At 39.8% G+C, this 17,620-nt stretch carries 17 protein-coding genes; 3 read left to right on the top strand and 14 right to left on the bottom strand.

All coding sequences use genetic code 11. The features are described from left to right. The first annotated feature begins 43 nt into the window (after positions 1 to 43). Positions 44 to 550: a DUF3189 family protein gene (locus V7112_RS16655; protein ID WP_335421825.1), complete on the top strand. Its 507-nt coding sequence runs from the start codon at positions 44 to 46 to the stop codon at positions 548 to 550. A 49-nt stretch (positions 551 to 599) separates the two neighbouring features. Here the strand turns inward: V7112_RS16655 and V7112_RS16660 are convergent, their stop codons facing one another. After that, positions 600 to 1,871: a mechanosensitive ion channel family protein gene (locus tag V7112_RS16660; RefSeq protein ID WP_335421827.1), complete on the bottom strand. Its 1,272-nt coding sequence runs from the start codon at positions 1,869 to 1,871 to the stop codon at positions 600 to 602. Between the two features lie 154 nt (positions 1,872 to 2,025). Continuing rightward, complete coding sequence (locus tag V7112_RS16665) at positions 2,026 to 3,318, bottom strand: NCS2 family permease (RefSeq protein WP_335421828.1); 1,293 nt, start codon at positions 3,316 to 3,318, stop codon at positions 2,026 to 2,028. Between the two features lie 145 nt (positions 3,319 to 3,463). Between V7112_RS16665 and V7112_RS16670 the strand changes: the two genes are divergently transcribed. Both V7112_RS16670 and V7112_RS16675 read left to right on the top strand, forming a co-directional pair. Beyond that, positions 3,464 to 3,856 carry a GntR family transcriptional regulator gene (locus tag V7112_RS16670; RefSeq protein WP_335421830.1) on the top strand — a complete coding sequence of 131 codons (393 nt, stop codon included), beginning with the start codon at positions 3,464 to 3,466 and terminating at the stop codon, positions 3,854 to 3,856. 2 nt (positions 3,857 to 3,858) lie between these two features. Further along, the gene (locus tag V7112_RS16675) at positions 3,859 to 4,950 is read left to right on the top strand and encodes a DUF1648 domain-containing protein (RefSeq protein ID WP_335421832.1); all 1,092 of its coding nucleotides are present in this window, start codon (positions 3,859 to 3,861) and stop codon (positions 4,948 to 4,950) included. A gap of 36 nt (positions 4,951 to 4,986) precedes the next feature. Here V7112_RS16675 and V7112_RS16680 read toward each other — a convergent pair whose 3' ends face one another. The 12 genes from V7112_RS16680 to V7112_RS16735 all read right to left on the bottom strand — a co-directional run bounded on the left by V7112_RS16680 (position 4,987) and on the right by V7112_RS16735 (position 17,549). After that, entirely contained in the window at positions 4,987 to 6,243 is a 1,257-nt protein-coding gene (locus V7112_RS16680) for an MFS transporter (RefSeq protein ID WP_335421834.1), read from the bottom strand. Positions 6,244 to 6,775: 532 nt separating this feature from the next. Continuing rightward, positions 6,776 to 7,897 carry a pyrroloquinoline quinone biosynthesis protein PqqE gene (pqqE, locus tag V7112_RS16685; protein WP_335421836.1) on the bottom strand — a complete coding sequence of 374 codons (1,122 nt, stop codon included), beginning with the start codon at positions 7,895 to 7,897 and terminating at the stop codon, positions 6,776 to 6,778. Further along, positions 7,875 to 8,180 (bottom strand): pyrroloquinoline quinone biosynthesis peptide chaperone PqqD, encoded by a 306-nt coding sequence (gene pqqD, locus V7112_RS16690; RefSeq protein WP_335421838.1) that lies wholly within the window; start codon positions 8,178 to 8,180, stop codon positions 7,875 to 7,877. Before pqqD ends, pqqE begins: the two co-directional genes overlap by 23 nt. Positions 8,181 to 8,203: 23 nt before the next feature. Beyond that, complete coding sequence (pqqC, locus tag V7112_RS16695; protein ID WP_335421840.1) at positions 8,204 to 8,929, bottom strand: pyrroloquinoline-quinone synthase PqqC; 726 nt, start codon at positions 8,927 to 8,929, stop codon at positions 8,204 to 8,206. Positions 8,930 to 8,931: 2 nt separating this feature from the next. Continuing rightward, the gene (pqqB, locus tag V7112_RS16700; protein WP_335421891.1) at positions 8,932 to 9,837 is read right to left on the bottom strand and encodes a pyrroloquinoline quinone biosynthesis protein PqqB; all 906 of its coding nucleotides are present in this window, start codon (positions 9,835 to 9,837) and stop codon (positions 8,932 to 8,934) included. 492 nt (positions 9,838 to 10,329) lie between these two features. Beyond that, a complete protein-coding gene (locus V7112_RS16705) occupies positions 10,330 to 11,457 on the bottom strand; it encodes an NAD(P)/FAD-dependent oxidoreductase (RefSeq protein ID WP_335421842.1) in 1,128 nt (375 codons plus the stop codon). Continuing rightward, positions 11,454 to 12,656 (bottom strand): PLP-dependent aminotransferase family protein, encoded by a 1,203-nt coding sequence (locus V7112_RS16710; RefSeq protein WP_335421843.1) that lies wholly within the window; start codon positions 12,654 to 12,656, stop codon positions 11,454 to 11,456. The genes V7112_RS16705 and V7112_RS16710 overlap by 4 nt, the downstream gene beginning before the upstream one ends. Before the next feature lie 70 nt (positions 12,657 to 12,726). Then, positions 12,727 to 13,527, bottom strand: coding sequence for an ABC transporter permease (locus V7112_RS16715; protein ID WP_335421846.1), 801 nt, complete (start codon positions 13,525 to 13,527; stop codon positions 12,727 to 12,729). After that, positions 13,524 to 14,444, bottom strand: a complete 921-nt coding sequence (locus V7112_RS16720; protein ID WP_335421848.1) for an ABC transporter permease — start codon at positions 14,442 to 14,444, stop codon at positions 13,524 to 13,526. The genes V7112_RS16715 and V7112_RS16720 overlap by 4 nt, the downstream gene beginning before the upstream one ends. Before the next feature lie 13 nt (positions 14,445 to 14,457). Next, positions 14,458 to 15,516: an ABC transporter ATP-binding protein gene (locus tag V7112_RS16725; protein WP_335421849.1), complete on the bottom strand. Its 1,059-nt coding sequence runs from the start codon at positions 15,514 to 15,516 to the stop codon at positions 14,458 to 14,460. A 14-nt stretch (positions 15,517 to 15,530) separates the two neighbouring features. Further along, entirely contained in the window at positions 15,531 to 16,622 is a 1,092-nt protein-coding gene (locus V7112_RS16730; protein ID WP_335421851.1) for an ABC transporter substrate-binding protein, read from the bottom strand. Between the two features lie 210 nt (positions 16,623 to 16,832). Then, positions 16,833 to 17,549, bottom strand: a complete 717-nt coding sequence (locus V7112_RS16735; protein ID WP_335421854.1) for a GntR family transcriptional regulator — start codon at positions 17,547 to 17,549, stop codon at positions 16,833 to 16,835. Positions 17,550 to 17,620 lie beyond the last annotated feature (71 nt).

Genomic DNA, 17,620 nt, shown 5'->3' on the forward strand with positions numbered 1-17,620 from the left:
TATGGAGATAATAAATTAAATGACTACCATGAGGAGGGCTACTATGATTTACATCTACAATGACTATGCTGGGACACATAGTACAGCATTAGCGGCAGCCTACCATTTAAATAAACTACCTACTGATCGAAAGCTAACGAAAGAAGAAATTTTGAATGTTGATTATTTTAATAAACTTACGAAGAAGGATTTCGGAAAAATTATCTTCCACGGCATTGATGAAGATGGTAACCCTGTCTATTCGCTAGGACGAAAAAGAAGCAAGCTGGTCGTTCCCGCTCTTAAACAACTTAGTACAATCCTGCAAGAAAGATATAAACAAACGGAAAAAATCATTTTCTCAAATACATCCCCAACAGTTCCGCTTGCCATGACGATGGGTGGTTTCTTCTCAAGAGGCATCCATATTGATTTCATTGGGGTCCCTCTTCTTGTGATAGGTTCCAAGCAAGCCTGCGGAACAATTCAGCAATTAGTTGAACATACAAAGCAAACAGCAAAATCTTCTCATGAGAATGTCGTGGTGCTGGATAATAAAAATTTCAAATAAAAAACACTCACAAAAGCTGTAGCAAACAGCCAATGTGAGTGTTCCACCTTCATTCACTTTCTAATCCCCGAACCTTTTCTCTCTCTTTTTCTTCTACCATCATTGTTTTCAAATCATGTCCAGATGGATTTTGGAATAAGCGCAGTCCAAATTCCTGTGCAACTGCAAACAGATGGTCAAAAATATCGGACTGGGTCGTTTCATACACGGCCCATCTTACATCATTCGAGAATGCATATATTTCAAGTGGTAACCCATGCTCAGTTGGTGCTAGCTGGCGAACCATCATGGTCATTTCTTGATTAATACCAGGGTGCTGGTGAATGTAGTTGCTGATATATGCTCGAAATACACCGATATTCGTAAGAGCTCTTCCATTCACTGGATTGCTCCGATTAATGTCATGCTCGATATTATATTCTTCAATTTCTTGTTCCCTACGCGTAATATAATCCGAAAGAAGCTGGATTTGTTTAAATTTCTCAATCATTTCTTCCGTACAAAATGTAATACTATTTGTGTCGATAAATAAGGGACGTTTGATCCTTCGACCACCCGAGGTTTGCATCCCTCTCCAATTAATAAAGAAATCGGAAATGAGGGCATAGCTTGGAATCGATGTTATCGTTTTATCCCAATTTTGCACTTTAACGGTAACTAAAGAGATATCAATAACATCTCCGTCTGCCCCATACTTAGGCATTTCAATCCAGTCACCAACCCGAACCATATCATTGGTGGTCAACTGAACACCTGCCACAAGACCTAATAATGAATCTTTAAATATCAGCATAAGGACAGCGGATAAAGCACCGACCCCACTCAGGAGTAATAGTGGACTCTTTCCCATAAAGTTTGCAATCACTAAAATGACACCGAGTGTAATAACAACAATCTTCACAACCTGGATATACCCTTTAATCGGTCGAGTCTTAGATACCTCATAGGTTTGATAAATATCATTTGCCGCATTTAATATGCTACTAATAACCAGTAATCCCACGATGATGATATATGTATTCGCACCTATTTGAATTAGGTGTTCATAGTTTGGAAAAGTTGTGGAAAATCGATGAATGATGATCGCAGGTACAATATGAGAAAGCCTTCTAAATACCTTTCTCTCTAAAAGCATATTGTCCCATTGATACTTGGTTTTTGTCACAATCCGAGTGATAATATTAATAATCACTTTTTTAGTGATAAAATTGGCCACTATACAAATCAGCGCGATAAAAAGAATCATCAAAACGACAGCAAGATAATGCGCCAAAGTTGGATCCATATCATAATTTAAAAGTTGTTTCTCTATAAACTTCATATTTCCCCTCCAGATTGGGACTCCTTCCTTGTCCTGGACACAGGGACAGGTCCCTCGTCCCACAATTCTCATAGGTTTATTCTAACAAATTATATGATTGTTCAAAAATAAAAACCCCTGGAAATGTGTTTCTTCATCTACAGGGGGTACAACTTTACAAATAAATAAAATAAAGAATGAACGTGACGAAAAGGAAATACATAATTGGGTGTACCTCACGATTTCTTCCCAATGCAAGCATCGTAATAGGATACATGATGAACCCTAACGCAATTCCTGTTGCGACACTAAAAGTGAGTGGCATCATAATAATCGTTGTAAATGCCGGTATTGCAATACCAAGCTTTGTCCAATCGATATGTCGAACCTCTGCTGCCATCATTGCACCGACGATAATCAGGGCTGGAGCTGTTATTTCCGACGTAACTACTGATAACAATGGCGAGAAAAAAAGTGCCAAAAAGAAAAATCCTGATATGACTATCGAAGAAAAACCTGTTCGTGCACCGGCAGCAATACCTGCAGTTGATTCTATAAGAGAAGCCGTCGGAGAAGTCCCCAGTACGGAACCAATGACAGTCGCGGAAGCATCCGATAATAATGCTGGCCCCGCATTTGGAATTTTATTTTCCTTCAAGATTCCTGCTTGACTCGCCACTGCAATCAATGTACCAGCAGTATCGAAAAATCCAACAAATAGAAATGTAAATATGACAATAATTAAATTGGGTGTAAACACATAAGGAAGCTCAGAAAAAACAACTCCAAATGTTGGTTCGAGACTTGGAATATTACCGATGATACCTGCAGGCTTGTCAATGATTCCAAAGACCATACCTACAATTGAAGAAATAACCATTCCGTAAAAAATCCCGCCACGAATCCCTCGAACTAGCATAATGGAGGTTATGATGAATCCGAATAAAGCCAGCACGGTCGCACCAGATGTGAAATCTCCCAATGATACAAATGTCGCCTCATTCCCTACAATAATTTTCGCATTTTTTAAACCAATAAAAGCGACAAAAAAACCAATTCCACCCGCGATTGCATACTTCAAATCCTGTGGAATCACATTGATAATTTTTTCCCGCACTTTTAACACACTTAAAATCACAAATAAAATACCTGCGACAAAAACACCTGTTAATGCCGTCTGCCAAGGAATCCCCATTCCAATCACAACTGAATACGTAAAAAATGAATTTAGCCCCATGCTAGGGGCGATTCCAATTGGATAATTAGAAAGTATACCGATAAGCAATGAACCAATAATAATGGTTATTGCGGTTGCGGTAAAAACGGCACCCTTGTCCATCCCAGATTCACTTAAAACGATTGGATTAACCACTAGGATGTAGGCCATTGATAGAAATGTGGTTAGTCCACCAATGAATTCCTGCTTATATGTGGTTTGGCGTTTACTAAAATCAAAATAATTTTTCATATTTGTATGCTTCCCATTCTTTATTAATTTTAACATTCACTTTTTGTTATAGACCTCATATAACAGATTTGTTATAATATAAGTAGAACAGATTAATAGGACAGAGGGACAGTTTCCTTGTCCTAGAGTATTGGAGTGATCGAAAATGATGATTCGAATTGAACCTGAATCCGATATTCCCATTTATCATCAAATAACCAATCAAATCATCGAAGGAATCGTTAGAGGCTCGATTCAGCCTGGTGAGTCACTACCTTCCGTGAGAAATTTTGCTGCAGACCTTGGCATCAACATGCACACAGTCAATAAAAGCTATCATCAGTTAGAGGAAAAAGGAATTATCCGAATCGTCCCAAAGTCTGGAGCGGTAATCTCATCCCCGCAAGATTTTAACGAATCATCCTTTAAACGGTTGAAGGACCATTATAAATTACTCATTGCGGAATCACTAGTTGTCGGTATGACTAATGAACAAATTCAAGAATTAGTTTCTTCTATTATTATTAATTTTAAAAGCTCACCTAATAAGGAGGTTTAATTATGACATTAGCTATCTTTCTCTTGATCGCAATCATTCTAGCTGGAATTCAAACCGCAGTTCCTTTTCTTGTGAAGCGCACGATTATCTTTGGGATTACGGTTCCGGAAAAAAATATCAACGACGCAACACTTTCTTCTTATAAAAAGAAATACGCCCTACTCGTATCTCTTTTATCAATTGTGGCTTTGACCTGGTATGCAATATGGGCACTTACTAGTAGTCCTTCTGAGGAACAAATTGTCCTAATCGGAACAATTATACAATTTGCGATTATTCTTTTCAGTTTTACTCTTTATTTTTATTTTCATGGTAAAACATTTCAGTTAAAAAAGAAGATGAAATGGTGGGAAAAGACGAAGCAAGTACAAATCGCAGACTTGTCTGCTCGTGCTAAAGATGAAATGCTTCCATGGTACGTGTTCCTAGTACCGATGCTCATCACAGTTGGTTTGATTGGTTATACAATTGCACAATACGACCTTCTTCCAGACCAGATTCCAACTCACTGGGGAGTTAATGGAGAAGCCGATGCCTTTACAGAAAAAACACCAGTCTCTGCCATTTCATCACCACTTATGCTTTTAGTGATGCAGGCTATGTTTCTAGCAATTATTGTCGGCACAAAAGCATCTGGAATAAAAATAAGTGCAACCGCAACCGATGCCTCACGATTAAGACAGCTCTCCTTACGTAAATATACAAGCTGGCTCATGTTTTTAACGACTATTTTATTAACAGGGATGTTTAGTTTCTTTCAATTAAGAACAATTCACCCTGATATCGTAGATGGAACCATTGTCATGGCCGTACCAATCATTTTCCTATTTGTGACTTTAGCTTCTACAATTGCTTTTGCGATAAAAGTTGGGCGTTCCGATAAAACAAATATGACTGAAACCAATTCAGGGATTAGGGATTTTGACGATGATGCACATTGGGTCGGTGGACTCTTTTATTTCAATAGACATGACCCATCCATCTTTGTTGAAAAACGCTTTGGTGTTGGGTGGACAATTAACTTCGGTAACCCGATTGGTTATTTTATTGTCTTAGTCCCACTAGCCATCATCCTCCTGTTTAGTTTTCTATAGAAAGAAAAATCGACAAGCCGCCACTTGTCGATTTTTTCATCCCGATGAAGGGTTTAGTTTCATTTTTGTATCGTATGTTCGGAAAATCTTGCCGTAAAAATAAGCAAAACTGCCTTGTAAACCTGCCGCTAGATAAAAAGGTAAAGCCAATGCACCTAAACCAAAAAGATAGCCCGTTATATAAGGGCCGATCGACATAGGGAGTCGCATTGAAAGTAGATTAATGCTTGATGCAAAGCCGCTACGGTGACCGCGAGTTAGACTCACACTCAGTGCCTGCCCGGCTCCCTGCGAGCCTCGATTTAAAGCCGTTCGAAGGATATAAATAATCGAAACAAGCGCATATGAGGATAACAGTGGCATTAATACTAAAAGAAGGCATGCAATGAAACGGACTACAACAATCGATTGAACAGTCCCATGCTTGTGGGAAATTCTTGCCTGAAAAATTGAAGTCATCCCAGTTGCAAAAAAAGTTAGTGCTAATGTACTGCCGATTTGAACACTGCTAACCCCAAATTTCACCGAAAACCAGTAAGCCATCATCGGCCCTGTCAAACCAATTGCAATTCCATTTAACACGTTGATTCCAGCTAGTTTTAAAATTGCCGTATTCTCTTCTTTGGTAATTTTCATATCTTCATTTCTGTACTGCCTGTCCGATGTCTGCTCCTGCTTGACTTGCGTATCACCTTGAATCGTTAATATAATCGAGGTCGTAACAAGCGATATGGCAAATGTAAAGTAAAAGGCGAGCTGGTAGGAGGAAGCCCCGGGAGAATATTCCCCAGCACTCATCGTTCCAACGAGCATCGCTCCTGTCGCCATTCCGAAAAAACTAAGCGCATTATTCAAGCTATAGATTTTTCCACGTTCAGACGGTTTAATCAAGGCTGCAAGCCAAGCCTGTTCTGCTGGGGCAAATGGACTTGCGGAGCCGGCATCTGCTTTTCCAAAGCCAGAAAAAGTAATCGCAAGAAATAAAAGAGCTAGGTTGGTTGTCATGATCCCAATCAGTGCACAACCTGCTGTTAACAGTTCTGAAAAAAGAATGAAAGATTTTCTGCCTTTGCGGTCACTGTAGATACCGATGAGTGGCGCCAGGAAGACACCAAGCAATCCCCCCGCTGCTAGCACAGTACCGATTGTCACAGAGTTCCACCCTAAGGAGTCAAGATATAAAGCTAGCACAACCACCATCATGCCTTGGCCAATGCTCCTTATTGTGTTGACCAGCATCAGCTTTTTAACCACTGGATGTATTTTTTGAGGATTGTCTTCTCTAATTAGCATTATTTCACCACTTTGGTATAGACTTTGATAGTAAAAGCGTTCCAAAGAGGTGTGGTAATTATTCACAGGTTGGCGTGGGTGGCGGGATGTTATTTTAATGAAGGACTTTTACTCTAATATCCGATCGCGTTTTGGTCTTCACAACCTCGATGAAGACCGTATACTCTAATATCCGAACTCATTCCAGTCTTCATAACCTCGATGAAAACCGTATTCTCTAATATCCGTACTCGTTACGGTCTTCACAACCTCGATGAAGACCGTATACTCTATTCCCTGAACACGTTCCAGTCTTCATAACCTCGATGAAAACCGTATACTCTAATATCCGAACTCGTTACGGTCTTCATACCTCCGATGAACAGGATTTCCACGGGAACCACTACACGTTTTCCCCTTCACACCCACGATGAAGAGGATTTCACGTTTGTTCAAACCCTATTTTCCCCTTCATCCCCATATTAAACTTTTTTCACTCTTAAACAAAAAAAGATACTAAAGGCAATTTTAATAATTACCCCTAGCATCTTGTTCATAGCTTTATTTTTGAAGCAATTTTTCGATAAATCATCGGCGTACGTTCTCCAACCTGTTTACGATTTGCCTTCTGCACTGCTTTTTCAACAATATGATGATCTGGTGCCTTATAACAGACGGGGTCTGTTGCTTCCGCGTCACCAGTTAATGCAAATGCCTGGCATCGGCATCCGCCGCCGTCTTGATGCAACATATCACAAGACCGACAAGTTTCTGGCAGCCATTCATCCCCGCGAAATCGATTAAACGAATTCGATTCATACCAAATTTCACTCAGGGATTGCTCTCGCACATTTTCAAAAGAGATTCCTTCAATCATCCCAGCTGTGGGGCATGGAAGAACATCTCCATTCGGTGCCACTGTAAGAGCGATTGCTCCCCAACCACCCATACATGGCTTAGGTGTTGACTCATAATAATCAGGAATAACCCAAATGATTTCCATCTCTTTACCGATGCGCTCTCTTGCTAACTCGTAAATCTCACTTGCCCGTTCAATCTGCGCTTTACTCGGTAGGAGCCGCTCCCTGTTGAGTAGAGCCCAATTATAAAATTGTGTATTGGCTAATTCCAACCGTTCTGCTCCCAATTCATGGGCAAACGTAATAATCTCATCCAATGTATCAATATTTAACCGATGCAACACGACATTTAAAGATAAGTGCATTCCCGTACGTTTTACCGCTTCGACGGCCTTCCGTTTCTTTTCAAATGCCTTAAATCTGCCAATTCGATCAGAAAGCTCCTCTTCGCCTGCTTGGAAGCTGATCTGGACATTGGCTAATCCAGCTTCCTTCATCCGCATAGCCTTCTCCTCAGTTAATCCAATCCCACTCGTAATCAGATTCGTGTACATTTCTAATGAATTTGCATGCTCGATAAGCCCATCCAGATCTTTCCATAGAAGTGGCTCACCGCCAGAAAAATGGACCTCGACCACCCCAAGGTCTGCTGCTTCAGATAACACCCGACACCAGTCCTCCGTTGATAATTCCAATTCCTTCAAAGTCATTTCAATCGGGTTTGAGCAATATGGACAATGTAATGGACAACGATGTGTGAGCTCAGCAAGTAACGAAAATGGTGGCTGCACCTTATGTTTCTTTGACTTTGCCATCTTGCATCACCACCCATCCTTCGTCCACCATCTTCAAAAGAAATCCCGTGATATCTGCCTGCATGATTTCAAAATCGGGTAATTCCTTCTCTGACTCTAGCGAACTTCTCATTTTTTCGGTGATGGTTTGAATGGATTCATTTCCGTCACAAAAAGCAAGAATCGATGCGGCAGTTTCATTCAAAACCACCACCTTTTCTGGTAACAAAAGGAGATGCTTTTCTCTTACCTTATCAAATTTCAGTCGCCCCTTTTGTGCGAGCTTTGGAAAGCCATTAGTCAAAATTCACCACCACCCATCCTTTACTAATTAGGAAACGCTTTTTCAATCGCATCAAGCTGTGCCCAAAGGACATCACATTTAAACTGTAAAGCATCAACTGCAAGCTGTTGCGCTTCTAAGGTTTTACAATAATCAAGCACGACATTTAGGGCAAACTCCGTATCACGCGGTGCCTGTGTTAAACGATTTCGAAAATAACCAAGTCCAGAACGGTCAATCCACGGATACAACCGTTCAAGGATTTTAATCCGCTCTGAAATCAAAATCGGTGAAAATAGTTCTGTTAATGAAGAAGCAACTGCTTCAAGCCACGGTTTTTCTTTCGCAAAATTCACATAGGCGTCAACCGAAAAACGTACAGCCGGCACCACATGTTCCTCACTCAATACCTCATCGCGTGATAACCCCACAACTTCTACTAGCCTCAACCAAGCTTCGATTCCGCCTTCTTGCTCATGATTACCGTCATGGTCAATAATGCGCTGAATCCATTCACGCCTAAACTCCCTTGTCGGAAGTTTAGATAAAATAACCGCATCTTTAATCGGAACAGACTTCTGGTAATAATACCGATTGGCTACCCAGCCTCGAATTTGTTCACGGCTTAAAGTTCCTTCGTGCATCGCCACATGAAAGGGGTGTTTGTCATGATAGGAAGAACGACCGACATCTATTAATCTCTCTTTAAATTCCTCTCGAGACCATAATTTTTCATGAGATACCCTTTCTAACCCTCCTTGTCGTGGCATATTCAAACCTCCAATTCCATACCTTCATAGGCAATTTCAATCCCATTTTGTTTTAAGAATTCTGCTTCCTTTGATCCTTTTTTCAAGATCGGATTACTATTGTTAATGTGGATCAAAATTTTCCGTTCTGCAGAAAATGAAGCTAATTTCTCAATAATGCCTGACGGCCCACTAATTGGCAGGTGTCCCATATCTCTTGCATTTCGCTTTGTCGCTCCTAATGAAACCAATTCATCCTCAGACCAAAACGTTCCATCTACCAATAAAATATCTGCTTTATGTAAAGCAGACTCAATTTCCGGAGTCATCGTATCTAATGTCGGAAAATAAGCCACGCATTTTCCAGACCTTTCGTTTTGTAAAAGTAAACCAACCTCCCAAACCTCTTCATGACCGCCATGATTTGACTGGGCATAAAGCGGTGGCTTCCTTGACACGGGAACAGTCTCAATTAGGATTGAATCCCCAATTCGTTCCTTACTAACAGAATCAAGTAACTGCCATTCCCAAGAACAATAGTTTTTCAGCATTGGAATAACCGGAAACGAGGTGTGTAAACAGTTTCTCACCGTTTCTGTCCCATAAATCGTTAAATGGGAGCCTTCCCGTAACGACAATAAACCGATAGAGTGATCAAGCTCTGCATCGGTTAATATCACACCGGCAAGCGGTGTTTCTCTAATTCCAGGACCCGCATGAAGGGCAGTAAAGGTTTCAATCTGTCTGCTTACATCCGGGCCCGCATTGATGAGATACCAGTCCTTTTCATTCGCAGTGATTGCAAGGGAAGATTGTAACATCGGATGTAGTGCAGCATCCCCGTCGCGAACTCCGCGGCAATTGGGACATGCACAATTCCATTGTGGAAAACCTCCTCCCGCTGCTACTCCTAAGACCCTGATTCGAATTTTGCTTCCATCCCTTCAACCCGATTTTTTAAGCATGTAAGGCAAGATAAATTACTCACGGATGTAGGAGTACATTGTCACCTCAGCAGCCGTATTAATCACTTCATACTCAGGAATTACCCACATGCTATTCACCCCCTTTAACATCAGCAAATCTATAATGAACAATATGGAATATGAAAATTCGCCCTTTCAAGCTATTCTTATGTAGAAAGCCGGCTCAAAATAACCATGAATTTCGACATAAAGTTGTCCAAATTGGCAAAATAAAAAACAATACCCAAGAAAACTCATGAGCATTGCTTTATTGTCCTAAACTCGCACCCGAACTAACCAAATCCTTCTTCTTGCACTCTCCCCATTAATGATGATGCAAAAGTAATTAACTATTAAAAAGCCCAAAAATCCTCACTAAACACGAAGTGAGGATTTTTGCTTTCATATTCAAAAACGCGAGTCTTTGCGTAACTTTTTTCTTAAAACAACAAGATCTTAAACATACTTTTTCATCTCAATCACACGGCCGGGTGTACATGGTGTAAGATCCAGTTCAATCTCTTCATCCAGAATAATCGAAGCTGCCAAACTACCAATATATGGACCAAATGTAAGCCCTGAAGCCCCTAATCCAGTAGCAATTATAACTCCCTCGAGTGTATCAACAGCTCCTAGAATTGGTAATATATCTGGTCCCATTGGTCGAAATCCAATTCGAACCTCTTCCAACGTTCCAACTTCTAAACCGGGTGCAACCTCGAGCGCCTCTGTAAGTACCTCATTCACCCCACCGGCAGTCAATCGGTAATCAAATCCTGATCCAGTTTCTCTTGTCGCCCCCGCTACGATTCTACCATCATCAAAAGGAACAATATAATGGCTTGACTGTGGTATAATAATCGGCCAATCAGAAGTATCCTTATCCGGTAATTTAATATGAGCGATTTGACCACGCTGTGGATGAACGTTTAAATGAATACCAAACGGCTCCAATAATTTCGGAGCCCAGGCCCCTGTCGTTATTAGTACTTTATCAGCTAGAATCGTTTTATTTCCAACTGTAACACCAAGTACATTCCTGTTCTCATGAACTAATTCTGCTTCACCTTCCAGAAACTCTGCACCTTTACGTTGTGCAGCGCGCTTTAGAGCATCACGTAGTAAAGCACCATCTACCCTTGCCCCGCCTGATACAAACAAAGCTTCCAAGTTTTTGTTAAGTGGCGGAAATAGCTCTCGAGCCTGTTCTCCATTGAGGCGAAGAATATCTCCTATTTCAGGTGCATCTACCCGTTTGTTTTTCGCTCTCTTTTCAATTTCATCCAATTTATCAGGGTCCGACGAGACACATAATGCCCCCACTTTTTTATATCCGACTTCATTTTCACCTTCTTTTTGCAGGGCAGATATTAGTTTTTGATAGAAACGAAAACTATTCTTGGCAAGGCTATACCAAGCCTCATTTTCAATCTCTTTGAGCCAGGGACAGACAATCCCCGCTCCAGCAGAAGTTGCCTTACCTTCTTGTTTATTATCAATCATGATGACGTCCAGATTATTTTTGGCCAAGTGATAGGCTGCGCTTGCACCTACAATTCCTGTTCCGATTACAATCACTTTCATTTAATCACTCCCTCTACAGATTGTTTAAATACAGATACTAATCGTTCCATGCCAATACTAATCTGTTCAGGGCTTGAATGGGTAAAATTTAGGCGTAGCGTATTTTGCTGTGGATCCTCAACATAGAATGGACTCCCAGGTACATATGCGACACCATGCTCTAATACCTCTGATAATAATTCTAGTGTGTTTATACCCTCATGGACTTTAACCCAGATAAACATTCCGCCTTTCGGTTCAACCCAAGTTACTAAATTAGGATCTAATGTTTTTAAATAGTCTTGCATAATGTTCATATGTTGAGCGTAATTTTTTCTCAACATACGGATATGTGCGTCCAAGTCCATATTTTTCATTAAGTAATAAAGAGCTTGCTGGTTAAGTGGACTAGACATAAGATCTGCTGCCTCTTTAATTTGTGATAAATATTTAAGAACATCATCTGGCCCTGTTACCCAGCCAATGCGCAAAGAAGGAACCACTGTCTTTGAAAAAGTGCCTGTATATACGACATGAGATTTCTGTTTATCCATTGCTGCAATAGGAATGTATTGATCGTTCTCATTGAATTGAATTTCTCCATACGGATCATCTTCTAAAATGAGCGTATTATATTCATATGCGAGTTCCAATAACGCTTTACGGCGTTCTTGACTCCACACTCTTCCCTCTGGATTCGAAAATGTAGGGACAACATAGATGAATTTCGGATTGTATTGTTTTAATTTGGATTCTAACTCATCAAGATGCATTCCACTTTCATCACCATTTACTCCAACTACTTTCGCTTCATATGATTCAAATGATTGAACTGCTGCAAAGAATGTTGGATTTTCAGTAAGAACGACATCACCTGGAGAGATCATAATCCGACTAAATAAATCAATCGCTTGTTGGGCACCTGTTGTTAATAGAATTTCTTCTGGCTTTGCTTGTATTCCTTTGGTCAACACACGTTGGCTTATAAGCTCTCTTAATGGCATAAACCCCGGAGTCATTCCATATTGCAAACTTTTATTTCCAGATTCAAAAACGTTATCAAATGCTTGTTTGATAGCTGCTGAAGGAAAGTAAGGTTCATACGGATTTCCTCCAGCAAATGAAATGACATCACTTCCCTTTTTTTGAATTAGACCTGCTATTTCACGGATAGGGGAAGACTTAAACATTTTTGTTCGTTCAGCAAAGCGATTGCTCATATTAATGAGCCTCCCTTCAGTTTTAAATTTATCCAGAAAGTTAATGGTTATGATGTTTAATGTACAATTACTAATCTTTTGACCCAAATACTTTTCCTATCCCTAATACTCTTTCGATGACAATCATTAAAACAAAAGTCAAAAGAATCACAATACTAGAAACGGAGGTAATGATCGGATCGTACTGGTATTGCATGTAGGTATAAATGCGTACTGGAAGCGTAACGACATCAGTACTGACTATAAAAAGTGCCACAGTCAAGTCATCGAATGAAGTAATAAATGCAAAAATCGCTCCGGCAATTACACCTGATTTAATAATTGGCAGCGTAATTTGAAAAAACACCCTTAAGCTTCCCGCCCCGAGATTCATTGCTGCTTGTTCGATTGTGCGATCAAAGCCTACTAAACTAGCAACCACCAATCGCATGACGAACGGGATTGTTAAAATAATATGACCAATTACTAAAGCAATTGGGCTCGCGGCCATTCCAATCCAGGAATAAAACTGCAACAACGCTACTCCAAAAACAACGGATGGGATCAAAAGAGGTGAGCCGACTAGCTGCATAATTGCTGTTTTCCCCCTAAATTGATACCTGACAACAGCAATGGACGCCATAGTTCCGATAACAGTTGAAACAAGTGCCGCACCAAATGCAACCCCAATACTGAGCATAAACGACTGCATAAATTCGGGATGATTGACTAATTCGGTATACCACCTTAATGTGATGCCCTTAGGAGGAAACACGATATACTCAGTGGTTGTCAACGAAGATAATAAAACAACAACAATAGGAGCAGCCAAAAAAATGTACACGATCAGACAAATGAGATTTAGGCCGAATTTAGGTAATCGTTTCTTCATTGAATGGCCACTCCTTTCTTAGAAGTCGTCAACAATTTGCTATAAATTAGAATTGTAATTGTAGCAATTAAGATTAGTAGAAACCCAATCGCAGATCCATAAGGCCAATTCAACATGACGGCGACCTGTTCATATGTAAGGTATGACATCACTTTTACCTGTGGCCCCCCGAGAATGGAAGGAGTTACGAAAGAACTTACCCCTAAGCTAAAAACCATAACGGAACCTGCAAAAATGCCTGGCAATGTTAACGGTAAAACAATGGAAAAGAATGTTCGAAACGGACTAGCACCTAGGTTTTGTGAAGCTCGAATAACGGATGAGTCAATTCTTTCAAGGGATCCCATGATACTTAAAACCATATATGGAAAGAGAACGTGTACCATTCCGATAACCACGCTAAACTCTGTGTAAAGCAAAGTAATAGGTTTATCAATTAAGCCAAAGTTTAGTAATGCATTATTAATAACACCATTATTATTTAACAAGATAACCCAGCCATAGCAGCGAATAACCATACTAATTAACAGTGGCGATAGAACTAACATGGTCAAATAATTTTTAATTCTGCCATTTGCCCTTGAAATTTGATAGGCAACTGGGAACGAAATGATAATGGAAACCAAGGTAGTCAAAAAAGCTATTTTTACTGTCCGCCAAATCACCCCAAGATAAGATTTATCAGAAAGAAACTTAATATAGTTCTGAAGAGTCCAGTCATTGCCTATCCCACTTGATGCATCAAATGTCTTAAAGCTCGTGATAAAAAGGAAAAACAACGGAAGCAAAAAGAAAAAGATAAAGATACCAAGGGTCGGAAGTAATAAGAGCATATAATCAAGCTTTTTCTTTGTTAAATTCTTTTTCCTCTGCTTGATTAGCAATTCCTGTTCTTGATATGTGGTTTCAGCCTGCATGGATGTTGTCACCTCACTTTTTGGTTCCTAATAAATCCTCTGGGTTCCATTTAATAAATACATTCTTCCCTTCTCGGACCTGATCAGGATTTAAAAACGTATTCGAGATATCAGCAATGATATGTTTGTCTTTATTTTGTAAAATGTAGCGCGTTTTTGCCCCTAAGAACATTTTCCTTTCGACCTTAACTTCAAGACCTTCTGTCGTTTCCGTAGTGATTTGAATTTTTTCAGGACGAATATAAAAATCTATAACTTCAGCCTCCATTAAATGGCCTGTTAAAACCTGTTCAAATCCATAGAATGAAACGACACTTTCTTTGTTGGTGAGGGGCCTGACAACCTGGCCTTGAATCTGGTTTACTTCTCCAATAAACCTAGAAACAAAGTCAGTCTGAGGATGGTTATAGATAGCTACAGGCGTATCAAGCTGCTCAATTCTTCCTTCATACATTACGGCTACCCGATCTGAAATGGCAAGTGCCTCTTCCTGATCATGGGTAACAAAAATAGTCGTGATTCCAACCTTTTTTTGTATTTCCACAATTTCTTCACGCATTTCATGACGAAGCTTCGCATCCAAGTTACTTAACGGTTCATCAAGCAGTAACACTTTCGGTTTAATCACAAGTGCCCTCGCCAAGGAAACACGCTGCTGCTGCCCACCCGAAAGTTCCTTTGGATAGCGTTTTTCATAGCCTGTCAGCCGGACCATCTCCAACGCTTCTGCTACTCGCGTGTTAATCTCACTCTTACGAACCTTTCGAAGCTTTAAACCATAGGCGACATTGTCAAACACCGTCATATGGGGGAAGAGAGCATAGTTTTGAAAAACCATTCCCATCTCTCTTTTACTCGGGGGAAGCAGGTGGACGGGTTTCCCATCCACCACAATTTTCCCTCCGTCTACTTCCAGGAACCCGGCAATCATGTTCAGGGTCGTTGTTTTTCCACAACCAGATGGGCCAAGGAAAGAAACAAGCTCTCCCTGTTTGATTTCAAGGTTCATCTTTTTCACGACTTCTGTTTTATTAAAGGTCTTTACTACATTTTCAAGGCATAAATAGCTCATTTCTTTCACCTCTTTTAGTGGGCTACTTCTATTTCCTTATTGGCTCGTTCTGTCCACTCAGCTCTTTTTTCATTGACATATTCCCAATCCACTTTATACAGCTTCGCAATTTCTTCTTCACCATACGTCACTTTATTGATGATATCCCCTTCAAGTTTGGAGTTCTTGTTTACTGGCCCAGTAAATAATGCGTTTGCAAATTCAACCTGGACATCTTCACTTAACATAAAATTAATAAATTGTTGCGCAAGTTCTTCATGCGGTGCCCCTTTTATGACACTCGTCGTTCCAAGTAGAGCAGGTGCTCCTTCCTCAGGAATCACAAACTCGATTGGAAAATCACTATCTTGTAAAAGGAAGACCCTACTGCTACTCCAAGCGCTTGCAACAGTTTGACCTTGTAAGAAATAGTTAGAAACATCAGCAGTTTTATCAAATGTCACCGCATTTTTAGCAATTTCCTTCATTTTTTCAAACCCAGGTTCAATATCTTCTTCACTTCCCCCATTTGAAACTGCAGCCATGATCAGCATATGGACTCCAAACGTATTGGCAATGGATGGTAATACTAATTGTCCTTTATACTTCGGATCTGCTAGGTCATTCCATGATTTAATTGGCTCCCAACCATTTTGTTCAAAGGTTTCTTTGTTATAAGCTAAGCCTGTTGAAAGGATCGAGGTACCAACCCCAATATTGTCCTTATCCTTTGCAAGATCATATACATCCTTCAGATTTGTCACAATGCTTTCATCTAATTGTGCTAGTAAACCAAAAGCCTTTGCCTGCGCTTGCGGTCCATCATCCAAGAAAGCAACGTCTATTTGTGGTTTGTCCTTTTGTGCCTGAAGCTTTGCTACGGTATCAACGGAACTTCCCGTAATATATGTTACTTTTGCTCCATACTCCTCTTCGAACATTGGGATGAGGGTTTCTTTCATCTTCTTTTCAAAGCTTCCACCATAACCTGCCACTACTAATGTTTTGTCGCCTTCATCTTTTGACTTTTCGGGTGATGAAGAATTCCCCGTCTCGCTGTTACATGCAGTCATGAATCCAAGCATTAGACAAATAAATAGGATTAAAGACGCTCTTCTTCTTTTCAATATTATTCCTCCTAATAAAAAAGTTTTCTAATATGGACAAAACTAAAACGATGGCTTACATTCCTCCTTCAATTTTTTCGCTTTTTTATTCGAATATAATATTCGAATTTTCAGATAAATAATTCTAAAAATATAACATTATAACCTATTAAGGTATAATGTTATAATATTATAAAATTTTCATTACCTGAAAACGCTTACTAAATTAAACTAAAAAACAATCTCTGTATAATAAGTTACTTTGTCTGGACGAAAATAAAACTTTGAGTATTCGATTATTTCTCCCTGCTTGGTATAAGCAAACCTCTCCCACTCAAACACTGGCGTTCCTGGCTCAATTTGAAGTCTCTCAGCCATTTCGCCAGTAGCAATATAAGGCTTAACAAACGCTTTTGCCTTGCCTAATGAAACCTGAAATTTATTCTTTAAGATATTGTAGATTAACTCATTATTTATATCGTTAGCTGTCAGATCAGGGAATTTATCAAAGGGCAGAAATGAATACTCAACAGCCACTGGGATGCCCTTTTCAATTTTTAAACGCTTGATTTTAAAAACTTTCTCATCAGGCTTCAACTTAAATTTGCCCGCCACTTCTTCCTCCGCACTTTCTATTGAAAAACTAATTAATTCATGAGGATGCTCCTCTTCTATACCCGTTAATGCCAACAATTTATTAATATCTTTTTCACTGGTGGTTCCAGCTACAAAAGTCCCCTTCCCACTTCTACGGTAAAGGTACCCCTTGTTGACCAACTCAAGAACGGCTCGTTTAACGGTAATTGTGCTTACCCCAAAGTGGTCAGCTAATTCCTGTTCGGTTGGTAGCTGATAGCCGTATTCCCACTGCTTGGAAGTGATTTTTTCTTCTAATACCTCTTCTACTTGACGATATAAAGGTACATGGCTATTTTTATCAATCTTCATAACATCTCACCTAATTTATAATATTATAAGTTTATATTTTAATATTATTGATATATTTCTAATATTATTAC

Source organism: Bacillus sp. JJ1566 (genome assembly GCF_036962685.1).
In the GTDB taxonomy this organism is placed as follows: Bacteria; Bacillota; Bacilli; order Bacillales; family Bacillaceae_L; genus Ferdinandcohnia.